Origin of the sequence: Myroides odoratus (genome assembly GCF_965118575.1) — a bacterium.
In the GTDB taxonomy this organism is placed as follows: Bacteria; Bacteroidota; Bacteroidia; order Flavobacteriales; family Flavobacteriaceae; genus Flavobacterium; species Flavobacterium odoratum_B.
Map to the genome: position 1 here is coordinate 1 of NZ_CBCPHW010000010.1, position 18,722 is coordinate 18,722.

Annotated in this window: 14 protein-coding genes; 8 read left to right on the top strand and 6 right to left on the bottom strand. The window is 35.2% G+C overall.

Going from position 1 to position 18,722, the window contains the following annotated elements:
• Positions 1-20 precede the first annotated feature (20 nt).
• From ACMHJ2_RS09685 to ACMHJ2_RS09700, 4 genes are all read right to left on the bottom strand, one after another.
• A complete protein-coding gene (locus tag ACMHJ2_RS09685) occupies positions 21-2,018 on the bottom strand; it encodes a S8 family serine peptidase (RefSeq protein WP_413512694.1) in 1,998 nt (665 codons plus the stop codon).
• 232 nt (positions 2,019-2,250) lie between these two features.
• A complete protein-coding gene (locus tag ACMHJ2_RS09690) occupies positions 2,251-2,622 on the bottom strand; it encodes a DUF2752 domain-containing protein (protein ID WP_413512695.1) in 372 nt (123 codons plus the stop codon).
• A 25-nt stretch (positions 2,623-2,647) separates the two neighbouring features.
• Positions 2,648-3,013 (bottom strand): CD225/dispanin family protein, encoded by a 366-nt coding sequence (locus tag ACMHJ2_RS09695; protein WP_413512696.1) that lies wholly within the window; start codon positions 3,011-3,013, stop codon positions 2,648-2,650.
• A 40-nt stretch (positions 3,014-3,053) separates the two neighbouring features.
• A complete protein-coding gene (locus ACMHJ2_RS09700; protein WP_413512697.1) occupies positions 3,054-3,647 on the bottom strand; it encodes a cell wall assembly protein in 594 nt (197 codons plus the stop codon).
• Positions 3,648-3,961: 314 nt separating this feature from the next.
• On the opposite strand from ACMHJ2_RS09700, the gene ACMHJ2_RS09705 reads away from it, so the two are divergent.
• Positions 3,962-4,384, top strand: coding sequence for an NUDIX hydrolase (locus ACMHJ2_RS09705; RefSeq protein WP_413512698.1), 423 nt, complete (start codon positions 3,962-3,964; stop codon positions 4,382-4,384).
• A 19-nt stretch (positions 4,385-4,403) separates the two neighbouring features.
• Here the strand turns inward: ACMHJ2_RS09705 and ACMHJ2_RS09710 are convergent, their stop codons facing one another.
• On the bottom strand, positions 4,404-4,985 hold the full coding sequence (locus tag ACMHJ2_RS09710) for a PhnA domain-containing protein (RefSeq protein WP_413512699.1): 582 nt from the start codon (positions 4,983-4,985) through the stop codon (positions 4,404-4,406).
• Positions 4,986-5,604: 619 nt separating this feature from the next.
• On the opposite strand from ACMHJ2_RS09710, the gene ACMHJ2_RS09715 reads away from it, so the two are divergent.
• From ACMHJ2_RS09715 to ACMHJ2_RS09745, 7 genes are all read left to right on the top strand, one after another.
• The gene (locus ACMHJ2_RS09715; protein ID WP_413512700.1) at positions 5,605-7,272 is read left to right on the top strand and encodes a formate--tetrahydrofolate ligase; all 1,668 of its coding nucleotides are present in this window, start codon (positions 5,605-5,607) and stop codon (positions 7,270-7,272) included.
• 212 nt (positions 7,273-7,484) lie between these two features.
• On the top strand, positions 7,485-8,186 hold the full coding sequence (locus ACMHJ2_RS09720) for a hypothetical protein (RefSeq protein ID WP_413512701.1): 702 nt from the start codon (positions 7,485-7,487) through the stop codon (positions 8,184-8,186).
• A gap of 27 nt (positions 8,187-8,213) precedes the next feature.
• Entirely contained in the window at positions 8,214-10,286 is a 2,073-nt protein-coding gene (locus ACMHJ2_RS09725; RefSeq protein ID WP_413512702.1) for a flotillin family protein, read from the top strand.
• A 117-nt stretch (positions 10,287-10,403) separates the two neighbouring features.
• A complete protein-coding gene (locus ACMHJ2_RS09730; protein ID WP_413512703.1) occupies positions 10,404-15,245 on the top strand; it encodes a DNA repair ATPase in 4,842 nt (1,613 codons plus the stop codon).
• 92 nt (positions 15,246-15,337) lie between these two features.
• Entirely contained in the window at positions 15,338-16,489 is a 1,152-nt protein-coding gene (locus tag ACMHJ2_RS09735; protein ID WP_413512704.1) for an MFS transporter, read from the top strand.
• Positions 16,490-16,578: 89 nt separating this feature from the next.
• Positions 16,579-17,289: a MotA/TolQ/ExbB proton channel family protein gene (locus ACMHJ2_RS09740; protein ID WP_413512705.1), complete on the top strand. Its 711-nt coding sequence runs from the start codon at positions 16,579-16,581 to the stop codon at positions 17,287-17,289.
• Positions 17,270-17,665 (top strand): ExbD/TolR family protein, encoded by a 396-nt coding sequence (locus ACMHJ2_RS09745; protein WP_413512706.1) that lies wholly within the window; start codon positions 17,270-17,272, stop codon positions 17,663-17,665. The genes ACMHJ2_RS09740 and ACMHJ2_RS09745 overlap by 20 nt, the downstream gene beginning before the upstream one ends.
• A gap of 40 nt (positions 17,666-17,705) precedes the next feature.
• On the opposite strand, the gene ACMHJ2_RS09750 is transcribed toward ACMHJ2_RS09745, so the two are convergent.
• The gene (locus ACMHJ2_RS09750; RefSeq protein ID WP_413512707.1) at positions 17,706-18,656 is read right to left on the bottom strand and encodes an energy transducer TonB; all 951 of its coding nucleotides are present in this window, start codon (positions 18,654-18,656) and stop codon (positions 17,706-17,708) included.
• Between the last annotated feature and the right edge of the window lie 66 nt (positions 18,657-18,722).

Consider the following 18,722-nt stretch of genomic DNA (forward strand, 5'->3'; position numbering starts at 1 on the left):
TAGTAAGATATTTCTATACCTTATTTCTTCACAATACGCTCTGTTTTATCAAAGCCTTGTCCTTTTAATTTCATAATATAAACACCTGAAGACAATCCTTTGACATCAACTTCTATTTGATTCGTTGGAATTGAAGTTACGGTTTTCACCAAACGTCCGCTTAAATCAAATAATTGAATCGTCATTTTTGCTAAATCTACTTCTTCAGGAATAGTCACATTCACTACATCAACTGTAGGATTTGGCCAAATTGAGAAAGACAAATTATTTAAATCAAATTCATCCACTGATAAATTATTAAAATCGCTACGGCTCATAATAACAGAATACTCTTGTTTTCCGCCTCTTAGAACTCCTTTATGCGATACTTTTACTGTATAAACACCTGTTTCAGCAGCATCAATCTCTACTTTCTCAATATTATCTACATCATTATCTCCCTTCAAAGTCACTAGATTACTAAAATCTTTATTCAATCTCCAAGGAAGATACTCTACGCCATCCTTAAATACACGTAAATCTAAATCATTTACCAAAGAAGGGTTATTTTTCGCATACGCTTCATTGTAATTGTCTCTTGAAACTGTTCCTTCTGGATCAGTCCATGCCAAGGTTACAATGACTTTAATTCCACTTTCTCCTACAGTAAATTGTTTTTCATAAATTGCTCCTTGTGCTAATTCATTTTCTTCAAGAATAACTCCACTCACTTTACTACCTGCTAAAACTTGTACTCCAGCTTTCGCATTAATTAATCCCCAACCAAATTTGTGATCTGGACCTGGAGCAACTCCAGCTTCATCTGCAGTATGCACCATTAACGCGCGAATTGTAGCTGATTTAAAAGGCATTGTTCTATTTTCAATAGCCCATTGTTGCCATAAAGCAATTATGCCTGATACGGCAGGAGCCGCCATAGACGTACCGCTCTCTGTTATGTATTTACCATTATTAGGATTACCCGTTACTGGTGAAGGTAATTCGTAACTTGTTGAAAAAACAGCTACTCCTTTTGCAGAAATATCCGGTTTGATACGAAAATCGTTTGTTGGCCCATAATTACTAAAAGCTGACATAACAACACTCGCAGGCCCCGTATAACTATTTACCTGACCTACTGCAGCAACAACCACAGCATTTTTCGATACAGCTGTTCCTGTAAGTAAATCGTTTTCATTTTTACTTGGATTTATTTCTCTGTAATCGCGTCTATCATTTCCTGCAGCAACTACAGGTTGGTAATATTTATAGGCATAGGTAATCTGATCATACTCTTGACTACTCTCCATATAGGTTCCAAAAAAGCTCACAGGAAGTACAGTTGCATCCAATCCGTACGAATGATTTGAAACCAATAAAGCATCCGCTTGAGCTGCTGCTCTCATTTCTACTCCATCATCATCCCAGTCATAGCTCAAAATACTTGCTGCAGGAGCAATTCCCTTCGCTCTTGCATCTAGTCCTTGCGCACCAATTGTTCCAGATACGTGGGTAGCATGCAAGCGTCCTTCTTCAAACTGCATAAGTGCTCTTTGCCCCATAGTACCTAAATTCGGTAATTGGTTTCTCAAAGTCATGCGACTTCCGCCTGTTTGTCCTTGAAATTCCACATGTGTATTCAAAGCAGAAGCACCATCCCAAACCCCAACTTTAATTGAACGACCATCGAGGTTTAAACCTAAACTTCCGCCTGGAGCAACATCATTAACTTTAGCGGTGATTCTACTTCCAGCATTGCTTGTGATATAATAGATATAATTTCCATCTGCATCAATTCTTTGTAAAGAATAAACTCCTCCATCCTTTGTAACACCTGAAACTGGTTTGTTATTTTCTTTAGCTATTTTATAAGCCGTTGTTCTAGCTAAAGCTTTTTCTTCTCTTAAAGCTTGTAATTCCTCCTTATTTATCGGTTCATAAGCAGAAGTAATTCTTTTTTTGATTTGTTCGTTTTGTGCACTTAAGCTCACACTCCATAAAGAAAATAAGCTAAATAACAACAAAGTATTTTTTTTCATAAAGGGTACGTTTTAATTGTTTCTATTTTTGGGTGAGGAAAGTTAAGCATAATTCAAATACCAACACTTAATTTTAACTAAAAAACACCCTATTATAAATTCATTTCAAAAAAAGAGATTAACAAAAAGAGCGATCACTAACAATAACAACAGCAAACCCATCAAAAACATAGGGAATTCACATCAAATACATACACAAAAAAAAGGTTCAATTACATGCAATTGAACCTTTTTATATATTTCTTATAATAAAAAACAAACCTATCACTAGGATAAAAAATAAAGGGAATCTTTTAGAGAAACCCAATTTCCGCATGAATTCCTTGTTCTTCAAACCATACGTTTCTACAAAGAGGACATAGATATAAATAAATACGCCTAAGTAAAAATAGATTAACGGATTGTAATAGAATGCTTCTTTAAACTTTCCATGTAACAAAGAAGCTACTGCTCTTTGTCCTCCACACCCCGGACAATCTAACCCCGTATACTCTTTAATTGTACAAGTTACAACCACAGGAAAATTATTCAATCCTTTAACTATAGCGAAAACAATCCCTAATGGTATAATAAGGTAATAGAGAATCCTATAAAAAATTCGCATCCTATTCGCTTTCTTAGCTACTCGTTTATTGAGCTTGTCTTATTGCTTCTTGAATCGTTTCCATATAAGCATCCAATCCTCCCATTTGTTGAATATTATACCACGTATAAATAAACTGAAGAACTACAATACCTAAAGCTATAAAGCTAAGTATCTTCGCATTTTTTGCAGATTTAACGGATCCTTCATAGTCTCCTTGTTCATATTTTTTACCCGATTGCGAGGACATAACAATAGCAACAATACCCACAATAAGTCCAAAACAAGAACAAAAGCCTAAAATTGTAGCTACAATAGAAAGCGCCAAGTAATTATTTGGTTTAGCTGGCATTTGGTTTTGTGCTTTACTACCAAAAGTCCCAAAACTTTGTTCAAAATTAGTCTGTTCCATTTCTTAAAATTTTAACGCAATATACTACTTTTAGTCAATATTATACAAAGCGTTTGATATACTGTTCTAATTTTTCCTGATAGATACTTTGAGCTCCATCAACAATTGCATCTACATCTTCAATCGTCAATATTGGTTTCAATTTAGCATCACTGCGTAGCCAATCGAGGTATTCAGAATAAAACTCTGCTGCAGTAAATTCGCCTTCTTCTTCTAAGACTTCTTTATCTTGGAAGTAGAACTCGTCTTCATAGACAACTGCTTCTACGTCATACGCCGCTATTTGCAATAATTCTTGAAAATTTTTAGCTACGATAAAAAAGCCTCCGTCATCTCCGAAAGCGACAATTGGAGCTTTTGATAAATCTTCTTCTCCTTTATCGTATACCCAAAAAGCATAAATGCTACCTGAACTATTTGCTTCTGCAAAAGGAATAAATGCTTTGACAAATTCTTCCTCCGTTGAATAACTTTCAATCAGAGGTGTCTCTTCTGTCATTAAATAAATAGCATTTGAATAATAAGATGGAACATTTTCAGATACTTGAAACTCTAATAAGCTCTTTAATTCCTTGGGGATTTTGTACCCGCTAAATAATGCAGTAAATTCTTGTTTTACCATTGTACTCTTCATTTTCGCCTTGGATAGAGGCGCAATTTTCAACTTAAATTAAATTAAATCAACCAGCTAGTGCTCTTCTTCAAGAACCCTACTTTGATTGAATAAAGATAAAATTTTTTCTTTTACAAAAAACAATTCTACAAATATTCTTATTTTTTTCTTTACTCCTGCTATAAAATTATGATTTTCAATTAAAAAAACCACTTATAACAGTCCTTTTTACGAATAAAAAAACGCAAATAATAGCTTAAACTCACTGAACTGTCCTTTAACGCATCCTAAATACTCGCTTAATTGCTGTATTTTTGACCGATAGATATATATGTATGGCTCAATCAAAAACCATTTACCTTGCTTCAGCAATAATAACCAACCCATTTAATCACTTTTTAACGGTTCGAAAAAGGGGTTCTATTTATTTTATGTTGGCAGGAGGTAAAATTGAATCTGAAGAAACACCAATTACAGCTTTACAACGCGAATTAAAAGAAGAACTTGGTCTTGCTATGGATCTAACTAAAACCCATTATTTAGGTACCCATCAAACACAAGCAGTGAATGAACCCAATACTCTAGTTCATGCCACAGTATATCACCTTGAACTTCCGGTTCTCTCGATACATCCTCAAGCCGAATTAGAAGAAGTAAAATGGTTGACCTTTGACACCTATAAACAAGTTCCTCTGGCTAATCTTTTAAAAGAATTCGCCCTTCCCTACTGGTTAAAAAACGAAAAATCCCAGTTGTAACTGAGATTTTTTTATATATCTATCCTTGTTTCTTTACAAATTTCGTAAGAATAACAATGGTTTGTCCATCCACTTTTCCTTCAATATATTCTATATTATTTGGATCTAAGCGAATATTGCGAACAGCCGTACCTATTTTAGCATTTATAGAAGCCCCCTTTACATCTAAATCTTTAATTAGCGTAACTGTATCTCCTGTTGATAAAATATTTCCATTGCTATCTTTATGCAATTCGATTGATCCATCTCCAGCATGGTCTCCAGTCGCTTTTGCAAATTCCAATACTTCCCCCTCCAAATACATCATCTCTAAATTATCAGCAGCCCAACTTTCTTGTCTGAAGCGATTCAACATGCGCCACGCTACAATTTGAACAGCGGGAATCTCACTCCACATAGAAGTAGTCAAACATTGCCAATGCTTACTATCTAGTTCTTGTTTTTTCTCAATTTGATCTAAACAGGTCTCACAGATATAAATTTCTTTATCCGCTTCATTTGCAGCTGCAGGCGGAACTTCATAAACCTTTAATTGTCCTGTGGATTCACATAGTTCACATTTATTTCCACTTCTCTCTTTTAACTCCGCTTCCGTTTTCATAATACTAATAGAATATAATTTAAAAATGCAAATATAACTTTAAAAATCTATTTATAAAAAACAATAAAACACCTTTGCATTAAAAAGAAATACACCGATATCCTAACAATTCAATAAATTGGGTTTCTGAGTCTTTTTGTACTAAATCAGCACCTCCTTTTTTCCCTTTAGGACAGTTTTAGTTTAATTATCTTTGTTTTAGTTCCCATTATTGGAAACTATTCTTTCAATCTCAACTTTTAGCAAAGATAGTAAACACCTTATACTAAGCTTGATGACTTTAGCTCCATTCTTTTAACTGTTAGAATTTCGCGATCTCAGTTTTCATTAATTACTTCTGTTTTCCCTTATTTTAGTTAGGGTGTTCTTCGGGACTTGTTCGAGAAAAAGACTTCTATCCGAAGTATTCCAAAAGCATTCCCGAAGAACACTCGAACAAAACCAGGCCATCGACAGACCTTGAATCAAAAATCAACCTATGCTTCAAAGAAAAACAACATAGATGTGTTGTTTTCACTGCAAGTCCTTAATCATTAATCTTATACTAATACAATATAAAGCCAACTAATATTCTTGCAAAAGGTGTAACTTTACTCCTTAACAACACATTTTTTTTACAATGAAAACAGATATTGAAATCGCAAGAGAGAGTGAGCTGAAAACCATATATGAAATTGCGAAAGCGATTCATTTGTCCGATGATTACGTCATCCCTTATGGAAAAAACATGGCCAAAATCCAACTTCAAGCAGAACAGAAAGAGCAACAAAAGAAGTCAAATTTAATTCTTGTTACCTCCATTACGCCAACCAAAGCAGGTATTGGAAAAACAACGGTTTCAATAGGATTAGCATTAGGTTTAAATAAAATAGGCAAAAAAGCGATTGTCGCTTTAAGAGAGCCCTCTTTAGGACCTTGTTTTGGAATGAAAGGAGGCGCTGCTGGTGGTGGTTATGCTCAAGTTTTACCGATGGAAAATATCAACTTACATTTTACAGGTGATTTTCATGCTATTACTTCCGCACATAATACGTTAAGTGCCTTGTTAGATAATTATATCTACCAAAATAGAGCGACCGAAAATGGACTTAAAGAAATCTTATGGAAAAGAGTGCTCGATGTAAATGACCGCAGTTTGCGTTATATTACAACTGGGTTAAGAGGAAGTGCGAATGGGATTCCACAAGAGAGTGGTTTTGACATTACACCTGCTTCTGAAATTATGGCTATTATGTGTTTAGCCACAGATATTGACGATTTACGAAGACGTATTGAAAATATTCTCTTGGGTTATCGCCATGATGGCAGGATGTTTACGGTAAAAGATTTGGGTGTAGCGGGAGCAATTACTGTTTTATTAAAAGATGCTTTAAATCCAAACTTAGTTCAAACCACAGAAAATACAGCTGCTTTTATTCACGGGGGGCCATTTGCTAATATTGCACATGGTTGTAATTCGGTTATTGCAACAAAAATGGCGATGAGTTATGGCGATTATGTTATTACGGAAGCTGGTTTTGGTGCAGACTTAGGGGCAGAGAAATTCTTTGATATCAAATGTAGAAAGTCTGGTTTAGCACCAAAGTTGACTGTTGTTGTAGCTACTGCTCAAGGCTTAAAAATGCATGGGGGTATTGCGATAGAAAAAATCAAAGACAAAAGTATTGAAGGCATTAAAAAAGGGTTAGAAAACTTACAGAAGCACGTCGAAAATCTGCGTTCTTTTGGGCAAAGTATAGTGGTTGCCTTTAACAAATATGCCACAGATAGTACGGAAGAGATTGAATTGATTGAAACGTATTGCCGAGCAAATGGTTTAGGCTTTGCGGTTAACAATGCTTTTGTAGAAGGCGGCACAGGTGCTATTGCGCTAGCGGAAGAAGTACTAAAAGCTATTGAGCAAAATCCAAGTCAAAAACTTCAGTTTCCGTATACGGATGACATGTCAATTGCTGCGAAAGTAGAAGCCATTGCTACCAAAATATATGGCGCGTCCTCAGTAACCTTTAGTGCTGTTGCGCAGAAAAAACTCAATCAGATCAAACACACAGCCATGGATCAATTTCCAGTGTGTATTGCTAAAACCCAATATTCATTCTCTGCAGATGCCAATGCTTTTGGCGTAGCTCGAGATTTCTCGATTGCTATTAACGATATAGTCATCAACAATGGCGCAGAATTTATTGTAGCTATTGCGGGCGATATTATGCGAATGCCGGGACTTCCTAAAGTGCCTCAAGCCACAAAAATAGACTTAGTAAATGGCTTAGTGGAAGGTTTGAGTTAAACCCCTCACTAAGTTTGTCATATAAAAAGGCGGAAAAATTGAATTTTTCGCCTTTTTTGATTCCCTAAACTATGAATTAGACAACGAACACACCTTCTTATTTATATTTTAATTTTTAACAATTTTCAATTAATAACAAAAGTCATTATTCATTATATTTGAAAAAATTTAGAAAAATTAGCTAATAAAAATACACATATCACCTAATTTTAATGAAAGATATAATTCACCACCTTTTCTTCCCTGTTTCTAATGCCATAATGACTGTTTTAATGCTTATTTCTGTCATCTATTGGTTACTTTCGGCTCTCTTAGGTGGATTTGAAGGAATGGGAATAGACACTCAACCAGATGTAGATGCTGGTATAGATACTGATTTTGATTTGCAACAAAATCACCTTGATGTAGTCCAAGATAAAAATCACGAGGTTGATGAGCCTACAATTTCTAAAGAACCTAGTTTATTTATGAAATTACTTCATTATATGAATGTGGGTAAAGTGCCTTTCATGATTGTATTGACCGTATTCAAATTTTTTACTTGGGCTGGTTCTTTATTGACTACCGTTTCTCCGCATATAAATAAATTGGGCAATTGGTCTATCCTTATACTTATTCCGCTTGCTATAGTCGCAATCATTCTGACGCATTACGCAACAATTCCCTTAGGCCGTTTTCTAAAAAAGACGGGGTATCACGGTGATGTAGTCATTGATTTTATCGGTAGAGAGGGTTTGATGCAATCGAGTATCGCCAACCATAAACACGGAATTATGCAACTTGTCGTCAACCAAGATCCAATCAAAATCATGGTCATTAGTTCAAATGGAGATGTACTCCATTTTGGGGATAAGGTTAGTATTATCTCAAAATCAACAACTGCCAACCTATATGTTGTAAAACGCATTCAATAATTTTATCAATCACTAAACACAAATTTTATGGACTTTGAATTAGGAACAATAATAGCTATCATCATAGGCGCTTTATTTCTGTTAATTCTATTATTTTTTGCTGTACTCGCTACTTTTTACAAAAAAATACCGCAGGGAAAAGCTATTGTTAGAACAGGTATTGGCGGCACCAAAATTGCTTTTAACAAAGGAATCTATGTGGTTCCAGTGTTTCACAAAATGGAAATCATGGATATTTCGGTCAAAAAACTTCAAATTGACCGCATGCAAAAAGAAGGTTTAATTTGTAAAGACAATATTCGCGCCGATATAAAAGTTGCTTTTTTTATTCGAGTAAACAAATCGATTGACGATGTAATTAATGTAGCACAAACCTTAGGTTGTGAGCGTGCCAGTGATGTAGAGACCATGCGCAATATTTTTGAAGCTAAATTTTCTGAAGCTTTAAAAACAGTAGGGAAAAAATTTGAATTTATTGAATTGTATGAAGCTAGACGTGAGTTTAGAGATGAGATTATCAATATTATTGGTCGTGATTTAAATGGATATATTTTAGATGATTGTGCTATTGATTATTTAGAGCAAACGAATATTTCTTATTTGGATCCACAAAATATTCTGGATTCAGAAGGGATAAAGAAAATCACAGAATTAACGGCTCAGCAAAATATCAATGCGAATCTTATTCGCCGCGATGAGCAAAAGGTAATCAAGAAACAAGATGTTGAAGCTCGAGAAGCTATTCTTGAGTTGGAAAGACAATTATCCGAAAAAGAAGAAAAACAACGCAGAGAAGTTGACAACATCAAGGCGCGTGAAGAGGCTGAAATTCAAAAAGTGAGAGAAGAAGAGCGCTTAAAATCAGAAAGTGTACGTATATCTACGGAAGAAAGTTTAGCTGTATTAGAAGAAAACAAGCTCCGTCAGGTTATTATTGCAGCTAAAAACAAAGAGAGAACAGATGCTGTAGAAACGGAAAGAGTAGAAAAAGATCGTGCTTTAGAGCAAACAGAGCGAGAGCGAATTGTGTCTTTAGCCCAAATTAATAAAGAGCGTGTAGTTGAAGAAGAGAAAAAGACCATTCAAAATGTGATACGCGAAAGGGTTCAACTTGAAAAAGGAGTGGTTGAAGAGCAACAAGGGATCAAAGATGTTGAAGCTTTTAGAGAAGTAGAAAGAGAGAAACAAGTAGGAATCACTCAGGCTAGTAAAGTTGCAGAAGAAAACTTAATAAAAGTAATTAAGGACGCGGAAGCCAAGAAATTTGCACAAGAACAAATTTCGCAACAAATCTTAATCGAAGCAGAAGCGCAAAAAGAGGCTTCAATTAAACAGGCTGAGGCGCGTAAAATATTAGCGGATGCTAAAGCCCGCGAAGATGCTACTATAGGTTTAGCAGAAGCTGAAGTAATCAAAGCGAAAGCAGAAGCTACTGAACAAGAAAGCATTGTCGAAGCGGCTAAAATTCAACGCATTGCCATGGCAGAGGCAGAAGGTATTGCAGCAAAAGCGGAAGCAAAACGAAAAGAAGGTTTAGCTGAAGCTGAAGTAATCAAGGAGAAAGCCATTGCTGATGCAGATGGATTAAAAGAAAAAGCAGATGCGATGAAACAAATGGATGGCATCGGCAAAGAACACGAGGAATTCAAATTGCAACTTCAAAAAGAGAAAGAAGTGGAACTTGCAGCCCTAATGATTCAAAAGGATATTGCTAAATCTCAAGCAGATGTACTTTCATCAGCCTTACAAACGGCAAAAATTGACATTGTGGGTGGAGAAACGATGTTCTTTGAAAACATTGTTAATCAAGTAAGTCGCGCTAAAGGATTTGATCAATTGATAGCAAAGAGTAAAAATGCACAAGATATTAAAACCGCTCTTTTAGGAGATGGCACTTCAATTAATCAAGGCGAATTATTCAACAATATTAAATATTATGCCCAACAATTTAATGTTACAACCGAAGATTTAAAAAATCTAAGTATTGCAGCTTTAGTATTGAAAATGCAACAAAATGCTACCGATGATAACCAAAGTTTATTAGGCACAATTTCAGATGCAGTACAACGTTTGGGCATTGGCAATAAGAAATTATCTTAAAACACATCAAGTCACTCTTTATTTCAAAGAGTGACTGTTTGTCGTTTATTCCACTACCTTATTTTTAATTTACCTCCTACTAGATGTTCTATTTCTAGTACAAAGTATCCTTAATATATGGCTGAATTAGAAAACCAACCGGTCGAATCCTTGGATTCGAATACGTATGAGATTATTCAACGCAGACTTCAACAGCAAAAAGGGGATTTAATTCAACGATTAAATGCCCTAAATGACAATCGGAAAGAAGTTTTTACTGCTGTAGATCTAAAACTTATCGCCAATCAACGAATTACCACTGAAAACAATTGCACAGCAAGAGGTATTATTGCTTTTGACGATCTCTGTATTTTTGCATACAATGTTCACTTTGGACTGAAAACAGCCATTGAACTAACTGATGTTTTTAGTATCTATCGCTTCGAAAACAATCAATTTATACCTCAACCTCTTGATTTTATTCAAGATGATAACTTTATCAACGATTATAAAAACTTATATAAATACTACAGAGATTCTATTTTTAGCAGTTTTAGAAAAACAGAGAATTACCTCTATATGGTTTTTCAAACGGGTAAAAATGTTGATAATCTAAAAGCTTTTAAATGGTTGATTAAAGAGGAACAGCTGATTTATCAAGATGATCGAAGTATTCACGAAGTAGTTAAGCGTCCCCAGTTTGAATTTGAATGGAATAAAACAACACTGGAACATCGCCGTTTAGGGGTACATCCACATGTGTCTATTCAAGACAAAATATTTATAGAAGCTGTTGGTGGGGATATTACTTTTAAAATAGAAGATAATACGAGCAATGGACAAGGAATTTATGCTGAACCTGTAAAAAACAGAGATCAGCAACTGGATGATGCGGATTACTACTACGCTGATTTAGGGAATTTTATTGTCTTGCGCATCAAACCGTATCAGGAAGAATTTCGCGCTTTTATTTTTAATACAAAAACTAAACAGGTTATTAATGTGTCTGCCTTAAACCATACGGGTATTTTATTACCTGATGGACAAGGGATTGTTTTTTCGAATGGGTATTATTTACAAAATGGCGCCTACAAGATCTTTGATACAAACAGTAAGAATCTTGAATTCATCAAAAGCCTTGCGTCTCACAATGGGGAGGATTTCTTGTATGTTTTCTACCAGGCCGAAAGTCACATCTATACCTTAATGTCATATAACATCATTAAGCAACAAATAGAAACCCCTATTATTTGTAGTGGTTTCACTTTGTTTAACGATGGTAAACTCATTTATTTTCGCTCAGAAAATGAGGCGATTAAACATCATGTTGTTCAAATATGGCAGACTTCTTATGCTTCGACTTTACTTGAAAACAAAGAACAAAAAGAGAATCAACTCTATAAAATCGGAAATAAGGATCTGGTCAAAGCCATGGCAGAATGTCAAGAGATTATTCATCTGATCGACAAAGAAGATTCGTATGAAGGTTTGTATGATGACATTGCTAAGAAAGCGACGGCTATTGTCGATGCTTATTTTTGGATTAAAACAGAAGAAACCAAATCTTTACATGAACCCTTAGAACAAATTAAGGCAATCGCGCATACGGCAATTGATGAATTTGAAAAGGTTCAAGAACAACGCAAAAAGGCTTCTACTCGACTCACCGAATTAAAGGCTACAGTAGATAAGCAATTGTTCAATGTAAAAAATGCAAAAGGAGATACGCTCGAAAGTTTAGTTCATTTACTTGCTGCCAATAGAAAATTAATTGGCGAAGTGATTAGTTCTCGCCAGATTAAATACATCAATTTAACGCTTTTAGATGCTTTTCAGGAGCAACTAGGAAAAACAAATGAAACACTTTCGAATAAAACCATTGCCTTTTTATTAGAAGAGCAGGCCTTAGTTCAGTATGAAAGCAAGGTGTTTGTTCAAAAAGAGAAGGTTCAAGGAGTTACGAAAGTAATTGAAGCAAATGCCATCGATGAGCAGTGTAAATCCATTTCGGTTGAATTGGAATTGCTCATTGACATCCTCAATAGTTTAAAAATTGAGGATACGACGCAAGCAACAAAAATTATAGAAAAGATTTCTGTTATTTTTGCTTCACTTAATGAGGTACGAGCGCAATTAAAACGCAAAATTGATTCTTTGCGCACCAACGAATCAATTGCCGAATTTCACGCCCAATTAACGTTACTCGATCAAAGTATTATAAACTTTTTGGAATTATCCAATTCGCCAGAAAAATGCAATGAATATCATTCTAAAGTAAGTGTTCAAGTCGAAGAACTGGAAAGCAAATTTGCAGATTTTGATGATTTTATTTTAAAAATCGCCGATAAACGTGAAGAAATTTCTAAGGCTTTTGATACGCGAAAAACGCAATTAGTTGAGCAAATTAATAGGCGTACAAATGCTTTAGAGCAAATTGGTGTACGTATTTTAAAAAATATTGAAAATAAATCTTCCTCTTTTCAAACAAAAGAGGATATTTTATCCTTTTTCTCCACGGATTTGATGGTTGATAAGGTTCGTCAGCTTATTCTGGAGTTAAGGGAATTAGGTGACGTATCCAAAGCGGAGAATTTAGAAAATAGTGTAAAAACCAGTCAAGAAGATGCCCTGCGAACACTGAGAGATAAACAAGATCTCTTTGTTGAGGGTGAAAATGTGATCCGTTTGGGTATGCATCAATTTGCAGTAAACAATCAACCGCTGGATTTAACCATCATCCGCAAGAATGATATTTTGTATTATCACTTAACGGGTACTAGTTTTACCTATCCTATTAAGAGTGATAAAATTTATAGTTTCAAAACCATATGGAATCAAGATCTTATTTCTGAAAACCAAGAGGTTTATAGGGCTGAATATTTAGCTTATCATGTAATTACATCCCTAGAAAAAGATAAACAGACCACTCTTCAGGAAGCAATTAAACATCGCACAGAACAAAATTATAGCGAAGGCTACCTCAAAGGGGTTCACGATTTTGATGCACTAGCCATTAGTCAAGCTGTATTGCAATTAAAAAATGACTTAGGTATACTTACCTATTCTCCTGGTATTCGCGTAGCTGCACAGCTCTTTTGGTATCAACTTGACGATGCTTTGAGAGAGCTAGTATTGAAACAAATTAACAGTGCTTCTGCGGTGCAAAAGGTTTTCCCTTCCAGTACTAATTACCATTATATTCTGGATCAATTAGAGGAATTATATGTTCAATGGGAATCTCCTCTTCGTATACTAGACGAAAAACAAGCAGTTAGCCGCTATTTATTTGAAGAATTTTCTACGGGTATTTATTTCACTAAATCAATACAGGCGTATCAATTAAAGAAAGAATTTATTGCCTTCTTACAGCAAAAAAATGCCTATGCTACCTTTGAAAATGACATTCAGGATACTACGTTGAATCCAATAGCTTGTTTTTATTTGATTCAAAACTGGTTGTATTCTTATTTAGCTTATGCCTCCCTAGAAACGGCTAAAAAATACTTGAATGAAGCTTGCTGTCTGCTTCTCTTTGAGAAACACGCGAATTACACGTTAAAAGAGAGTAAAGATGTGCTTGTATTACAAAATTTAAAAGGCAATCACATCTTAATTAGCAAGGATTCTTACACTTTGGATTACCATATATTTATGCATAAACTCGCGGCTTTTGAAAAAACAAGCGTGCCTTTATTTAGCGAATTTATAGCAACGAAAGAAAATCTTTTAAATACATATAAACAAAGTTTGAAGATTTCTGAATTAAAACCCCGGGTTCTAACTTCCTTTGTGCGAAATAAACTGATCAATGAAGTTTATTTCCCCTTGATTGGCAATAATTTAGCCAAGCAAATTGGCGTATATGGTGAGCAGAAGCGCACAGCTCGTATGGGTATGTTACTTTTGGTATCTCCACCTGGTTATGGAAAAACAACGTTAATGGAGTACCTGGCTAATACCCTTGGTTTGCACTTTGTCAAAATCAATGGTCCTACTATTGGTCATTCGATTACTTCTATTGATCCAAATGAAGCAAAAACATCGGGTGCTAGAGAGGAACTAAAGAAAATAAATTTATCGTTTGAGATGGCTGACAATGTGATGTTATATTTGGATGATATACAGCATTGCAGTGCTGAGTTCTTGCAAAAATTTATTTCTTTGGCGGATGGGCAACGCAAAATGGATGGTATTTTTGAAGGAGAAAGTAAAACGTATGATTTAAGAGGGAAGCGCTTTTGTATTATTATGGCTGGAAACCCTTATACAGAATCAGGTGAGAAGTTTCAAATTCCCGATATGTTAGCCAATCGCGCAGAAACGTATAATCTAGGGGATGTTATTGGCAATACCGACCATTTGTTTAAATTGAGTTTATTAGAAAATGCCATTGCTGAAAACACCTACTTACAACAATTGAGTAGTACTAGTTTTGATGATTTCTATCGTTTAATTAACCATATAGAAACGCAATCTGAAGATACGCTTTCTTTAGAAGGCAATTTTAGCAATCAGGAAATTGAAACCTTTACGACGGTTTTAAAAAAGGCAATTATCATTCGTGATCTTGTACTAAAAGTCAATCAGCAGTATATTTTAAGTGCGAGTATGGACCAAGCGTATCGCACAGAACCGGCCTTTAAATTACAGGGCTCTTATCGCGATATGAATAAAATGCTCAGCAAAGTTGTTCCCTTGATGAATGACAAAGAAATTGAGGAACTCATTTTAACGCATTACGAAAATGAATCTCAAACGTTAACCTCTGATACGGAAGCTAATCTTTTAAAATTAAAAGAATTGGCGAATCAGCTTTCGCAAACGGAACGAGAACGCTGGGAGGATATCAAGTCTATATTCCTCAAGCAAAATAAATTAGGCTTTGCAGGTAAAGACAATCAAGCAGCCCAGGTTTTAGGTCAATTGATGGATTTCAACCAAAATCTAGAAAGCATTGCACAAGCGATTAAAATAAAGTAAAAGAAGAACGATTTGTACCCTTACAGATCGTTTTTCTTTTTTATACCTTTGTCCTCGAAAACAAACGAGTATTCAATCTTCTAATTAAACGTATGTCTAAACACATCGCTCGAATAGCTGTTACAGTCTTATTCTTCTTTTTTGGTGGTATATCTGCCTCATGGGCCTCTCGAATTCCGACCCTCAAAGAATATTTTGAAGTTAATGATTCTGCTTGGGGGTTTGTCCTATTATACATCTCCATCGGAACGTTAATATCCTTGCCTTTTGCAGGCTCTATCATTGCAAAACTAGGAAGCAAGCGATCAACCGCTTATTTCTTATTGTCTTATTTTGTTCTTTTGATTGGTATTGGCTATTGGGATATCCTGTGGCAATTAAAGATTAATTTAGTTTTATTTGGTGTTTTTAGCAATCTAACCAATATATCAATTAATACACAAGCGATAAACGTTTCTAAACAATACAAAGGACAAATAATCGGTTCTCTTCATGGTACTTGGAGTATTGGAGGGTTTGCCGCTTCTTGGCTAGGAGCGGAAATGATTAGTAGCTATGTACCGCCTTTAAATCATTTTATCTACTTTTCAACGGTTGGAATTATAGCTTCTCTTTTTATGTTTAAATTTTTAGTTGCTGATACCCCTACTGTCGAAAAGGTTCAAACAACCCAAAGCAAAAAATGGAATTGGCCTGATAAAAATTTAGCCATCCTGGGCTTATTGGCTTTTTTCTCTATGGTTACCGAGGGGACAATGACGGATTGGTCTAGTGAATACATGAAGCACATTGTTTTGGCTCCCATCGAACTCGTTGGTTATGGACTAACGGCCTATATGTTTACGATGGCTAGTGGCCGTTTTATCTCAGATTATACGGTACGGAAATATGGGGAGCGCAAAACGCTATCGGTCTGTGGTTTACTCATCTTTATTGGCTTAGGAGCTGCTGTATTATTTCCTTCGGTATATACCACTATTCTCTCTTTTATGGTAGTCGGTTTTGGTGTTTCAGCAGTCGTTCCTATGGTGTATCATCTTGCAGGAAATAGCACAACTATGCCTCCTCAACAAGCTTTAACTTTAGTAACGAGTATCGGTTTTATTGGCTTCTTTTTAGGTCCACCAGTAATTGGTTTTATCGCACAGCAATCCTCATTAAAAACTGCTTTTGCCCTAATTGCTGTTCTTGGTTTATCGATTACCTTTTTAAATCGCTTTATTAAACTAAATGATTCCCATTAAAATAATTCATCGCGCTGAATTGAATCGCAAGAACTCATACAAGTGTTCATTTTTATTTCTATATTTGATTATATTTTAAACTATTATTAATGTTTACATTTTTGCAAGCTTCACCAGATGCAATTACTACTGCCGTGACTGATTTAAACGAAGTAGTAACACAAGAAAGTCAAATTTCTGCTTTAGATTTCGTAATGAAAGGGGGGATTTTTATGATTCCTATTATCCTTTTGTTCATTTACACCATTTATATTTCCATCGAACGGTATTTATACATTCGAAAACAAACCAAATATGATGCAACCGTTCTTCCGAGTACTTTAAATTTATTGGAAAAAGGCAATATGGATTCGGTAGAATTAACCTTGTCAAGAGATACTAATTCATATGCTAAAGTAATCTTAGAGGGTACACATTCTATTGGAAGACCTATTACAGAAATTGAAGGTAATATGGAACGACTTGCTTCTATTGAAATTGGAAAAATGGAAAAAAAGATGAGTCACCTTGGGTTAATTGCTGGTATTGCTCCAACATTAGGTTTCGTAGGAACAATTCTAGGTGTTATTCGTATTTTCTATAACATTAGTATTTCTGAAGATATTAGCATTGCTAATATATCGGGAGGGCTTTATGAAAAAATGATTAGTAGTGGTTCTGGTTTAGTAGTTGGTATCATAGCCTATGCTGCTTATCACTTATTGAATACATCTATTGACACTTATTTGCTCAATACGCAGCAAACGATTTTAGATTTTATTAATGCAATACAAAGACCAAATGGCAATCAAAAGAAATAAACGTTTTAAGGCGGAAATCGCAACTTCCTCTTTAAGTGATATTATGTTCTTCTTGCTTTTATTTTTTCTTATTTTATCGACATTAGCCAATCCCAATGTAATAAAGATGATGCTACCAAAGGCAGCGTCTAATGAAAAAACAAATAAGCAACACTTGACTATTTCGGTTACAGAAGATAAGCGTTTTTTCCTCAATAAAACCGAAGTACCTTATGAAGAATTAGAACAGGTATTATTAGCTGAATTAGGAGGAGATACCGATCAATCTGTGGTTATTCGAATTCCATTCAATTCACAAATTCAAGAATTAGTAGATGTCTTGCAAATAGGGGTCAAAAACAACATCAAATTTGTAATTGCTACCCAAAAACAATAAAGTTATAAAAAAAAGGAGCGATAATTTTATCGCTCCTTTTTTAATTCAATTTAAACTGATATACAATTTTACCAACTTGTTTGGCTGGTGCTTTATCATTGGGTTGCCATTTGGTTTGTAAAGCCGCTATTTTTGCTTGCTCTAATAAACAATTGGCTGTATTGGTAGTTCCTTTAACTCCTGCTCTTGCATCGATAGTATTTCCGGCTTGATCTACCCATACTTCAACAACTACTGTTCCTATTTCATTACAGATATACTTTGGAATCGCTTTTACTGTAGCACTTCGTCCATCGAGTGAATACCCAATGCCATCTCCTCTTCCATCTCCGTGGCCATTGCCAACACCGCCTCCGGAACCACTGCCAATTCCTGTACCTGATCCACTGCCCGTACCGCTTCCACTTCCTGTACCATTGCCTGTTCCTGTACCATAATATCCGCCATTGGTAGATAATCCTCCTTTTCCTTGCCCGGTAGTTCCACCACCGCCAGAACCATTTCCGCCATTCATAAAGCTACTAATTGCATCTTTCGTTGTATTGGATACATCTGGTTTTGCAGGTGTAGCTGCTTTTTTCTCTGTGGTTGCAACTTTCTTTTCTGTCGTTTTCTTAGCTACATTTTCCAACTGTTTCTCAACTACAGGCTTTGTTTTCTTCGTTTCTTCTTTTTTATTGACTACCACAGCACTATCATCTCCTTTTTCATAAGCCAAAACCTTCGCTTCTTCTACGGGTTCCGCTTTGGCAATTTGCTGTTCTTCTTCCACAACCTCAACGGGTTTTGAAGAAGTAGTCAAATGATCGCCGGGGGTGCCTTCTAAAGAAATGGCAACACCATTTCCGCCACCACCTCCACCACCAAAATTGGTATAGGAAGTCTGGTTATCTATAAATTTGATAAAGAATAAAAGAAGGAAAAACAAGAGTGTAATACCCAAGGTGATAAAGATTGACGTTTTTTCCTCTTTTGAATATTTTAAATTCATATCAACGAATAAGTGCGATTAAAAAGTTCATTTATAATAACAAATGTACTTATTTTTTTGATTATA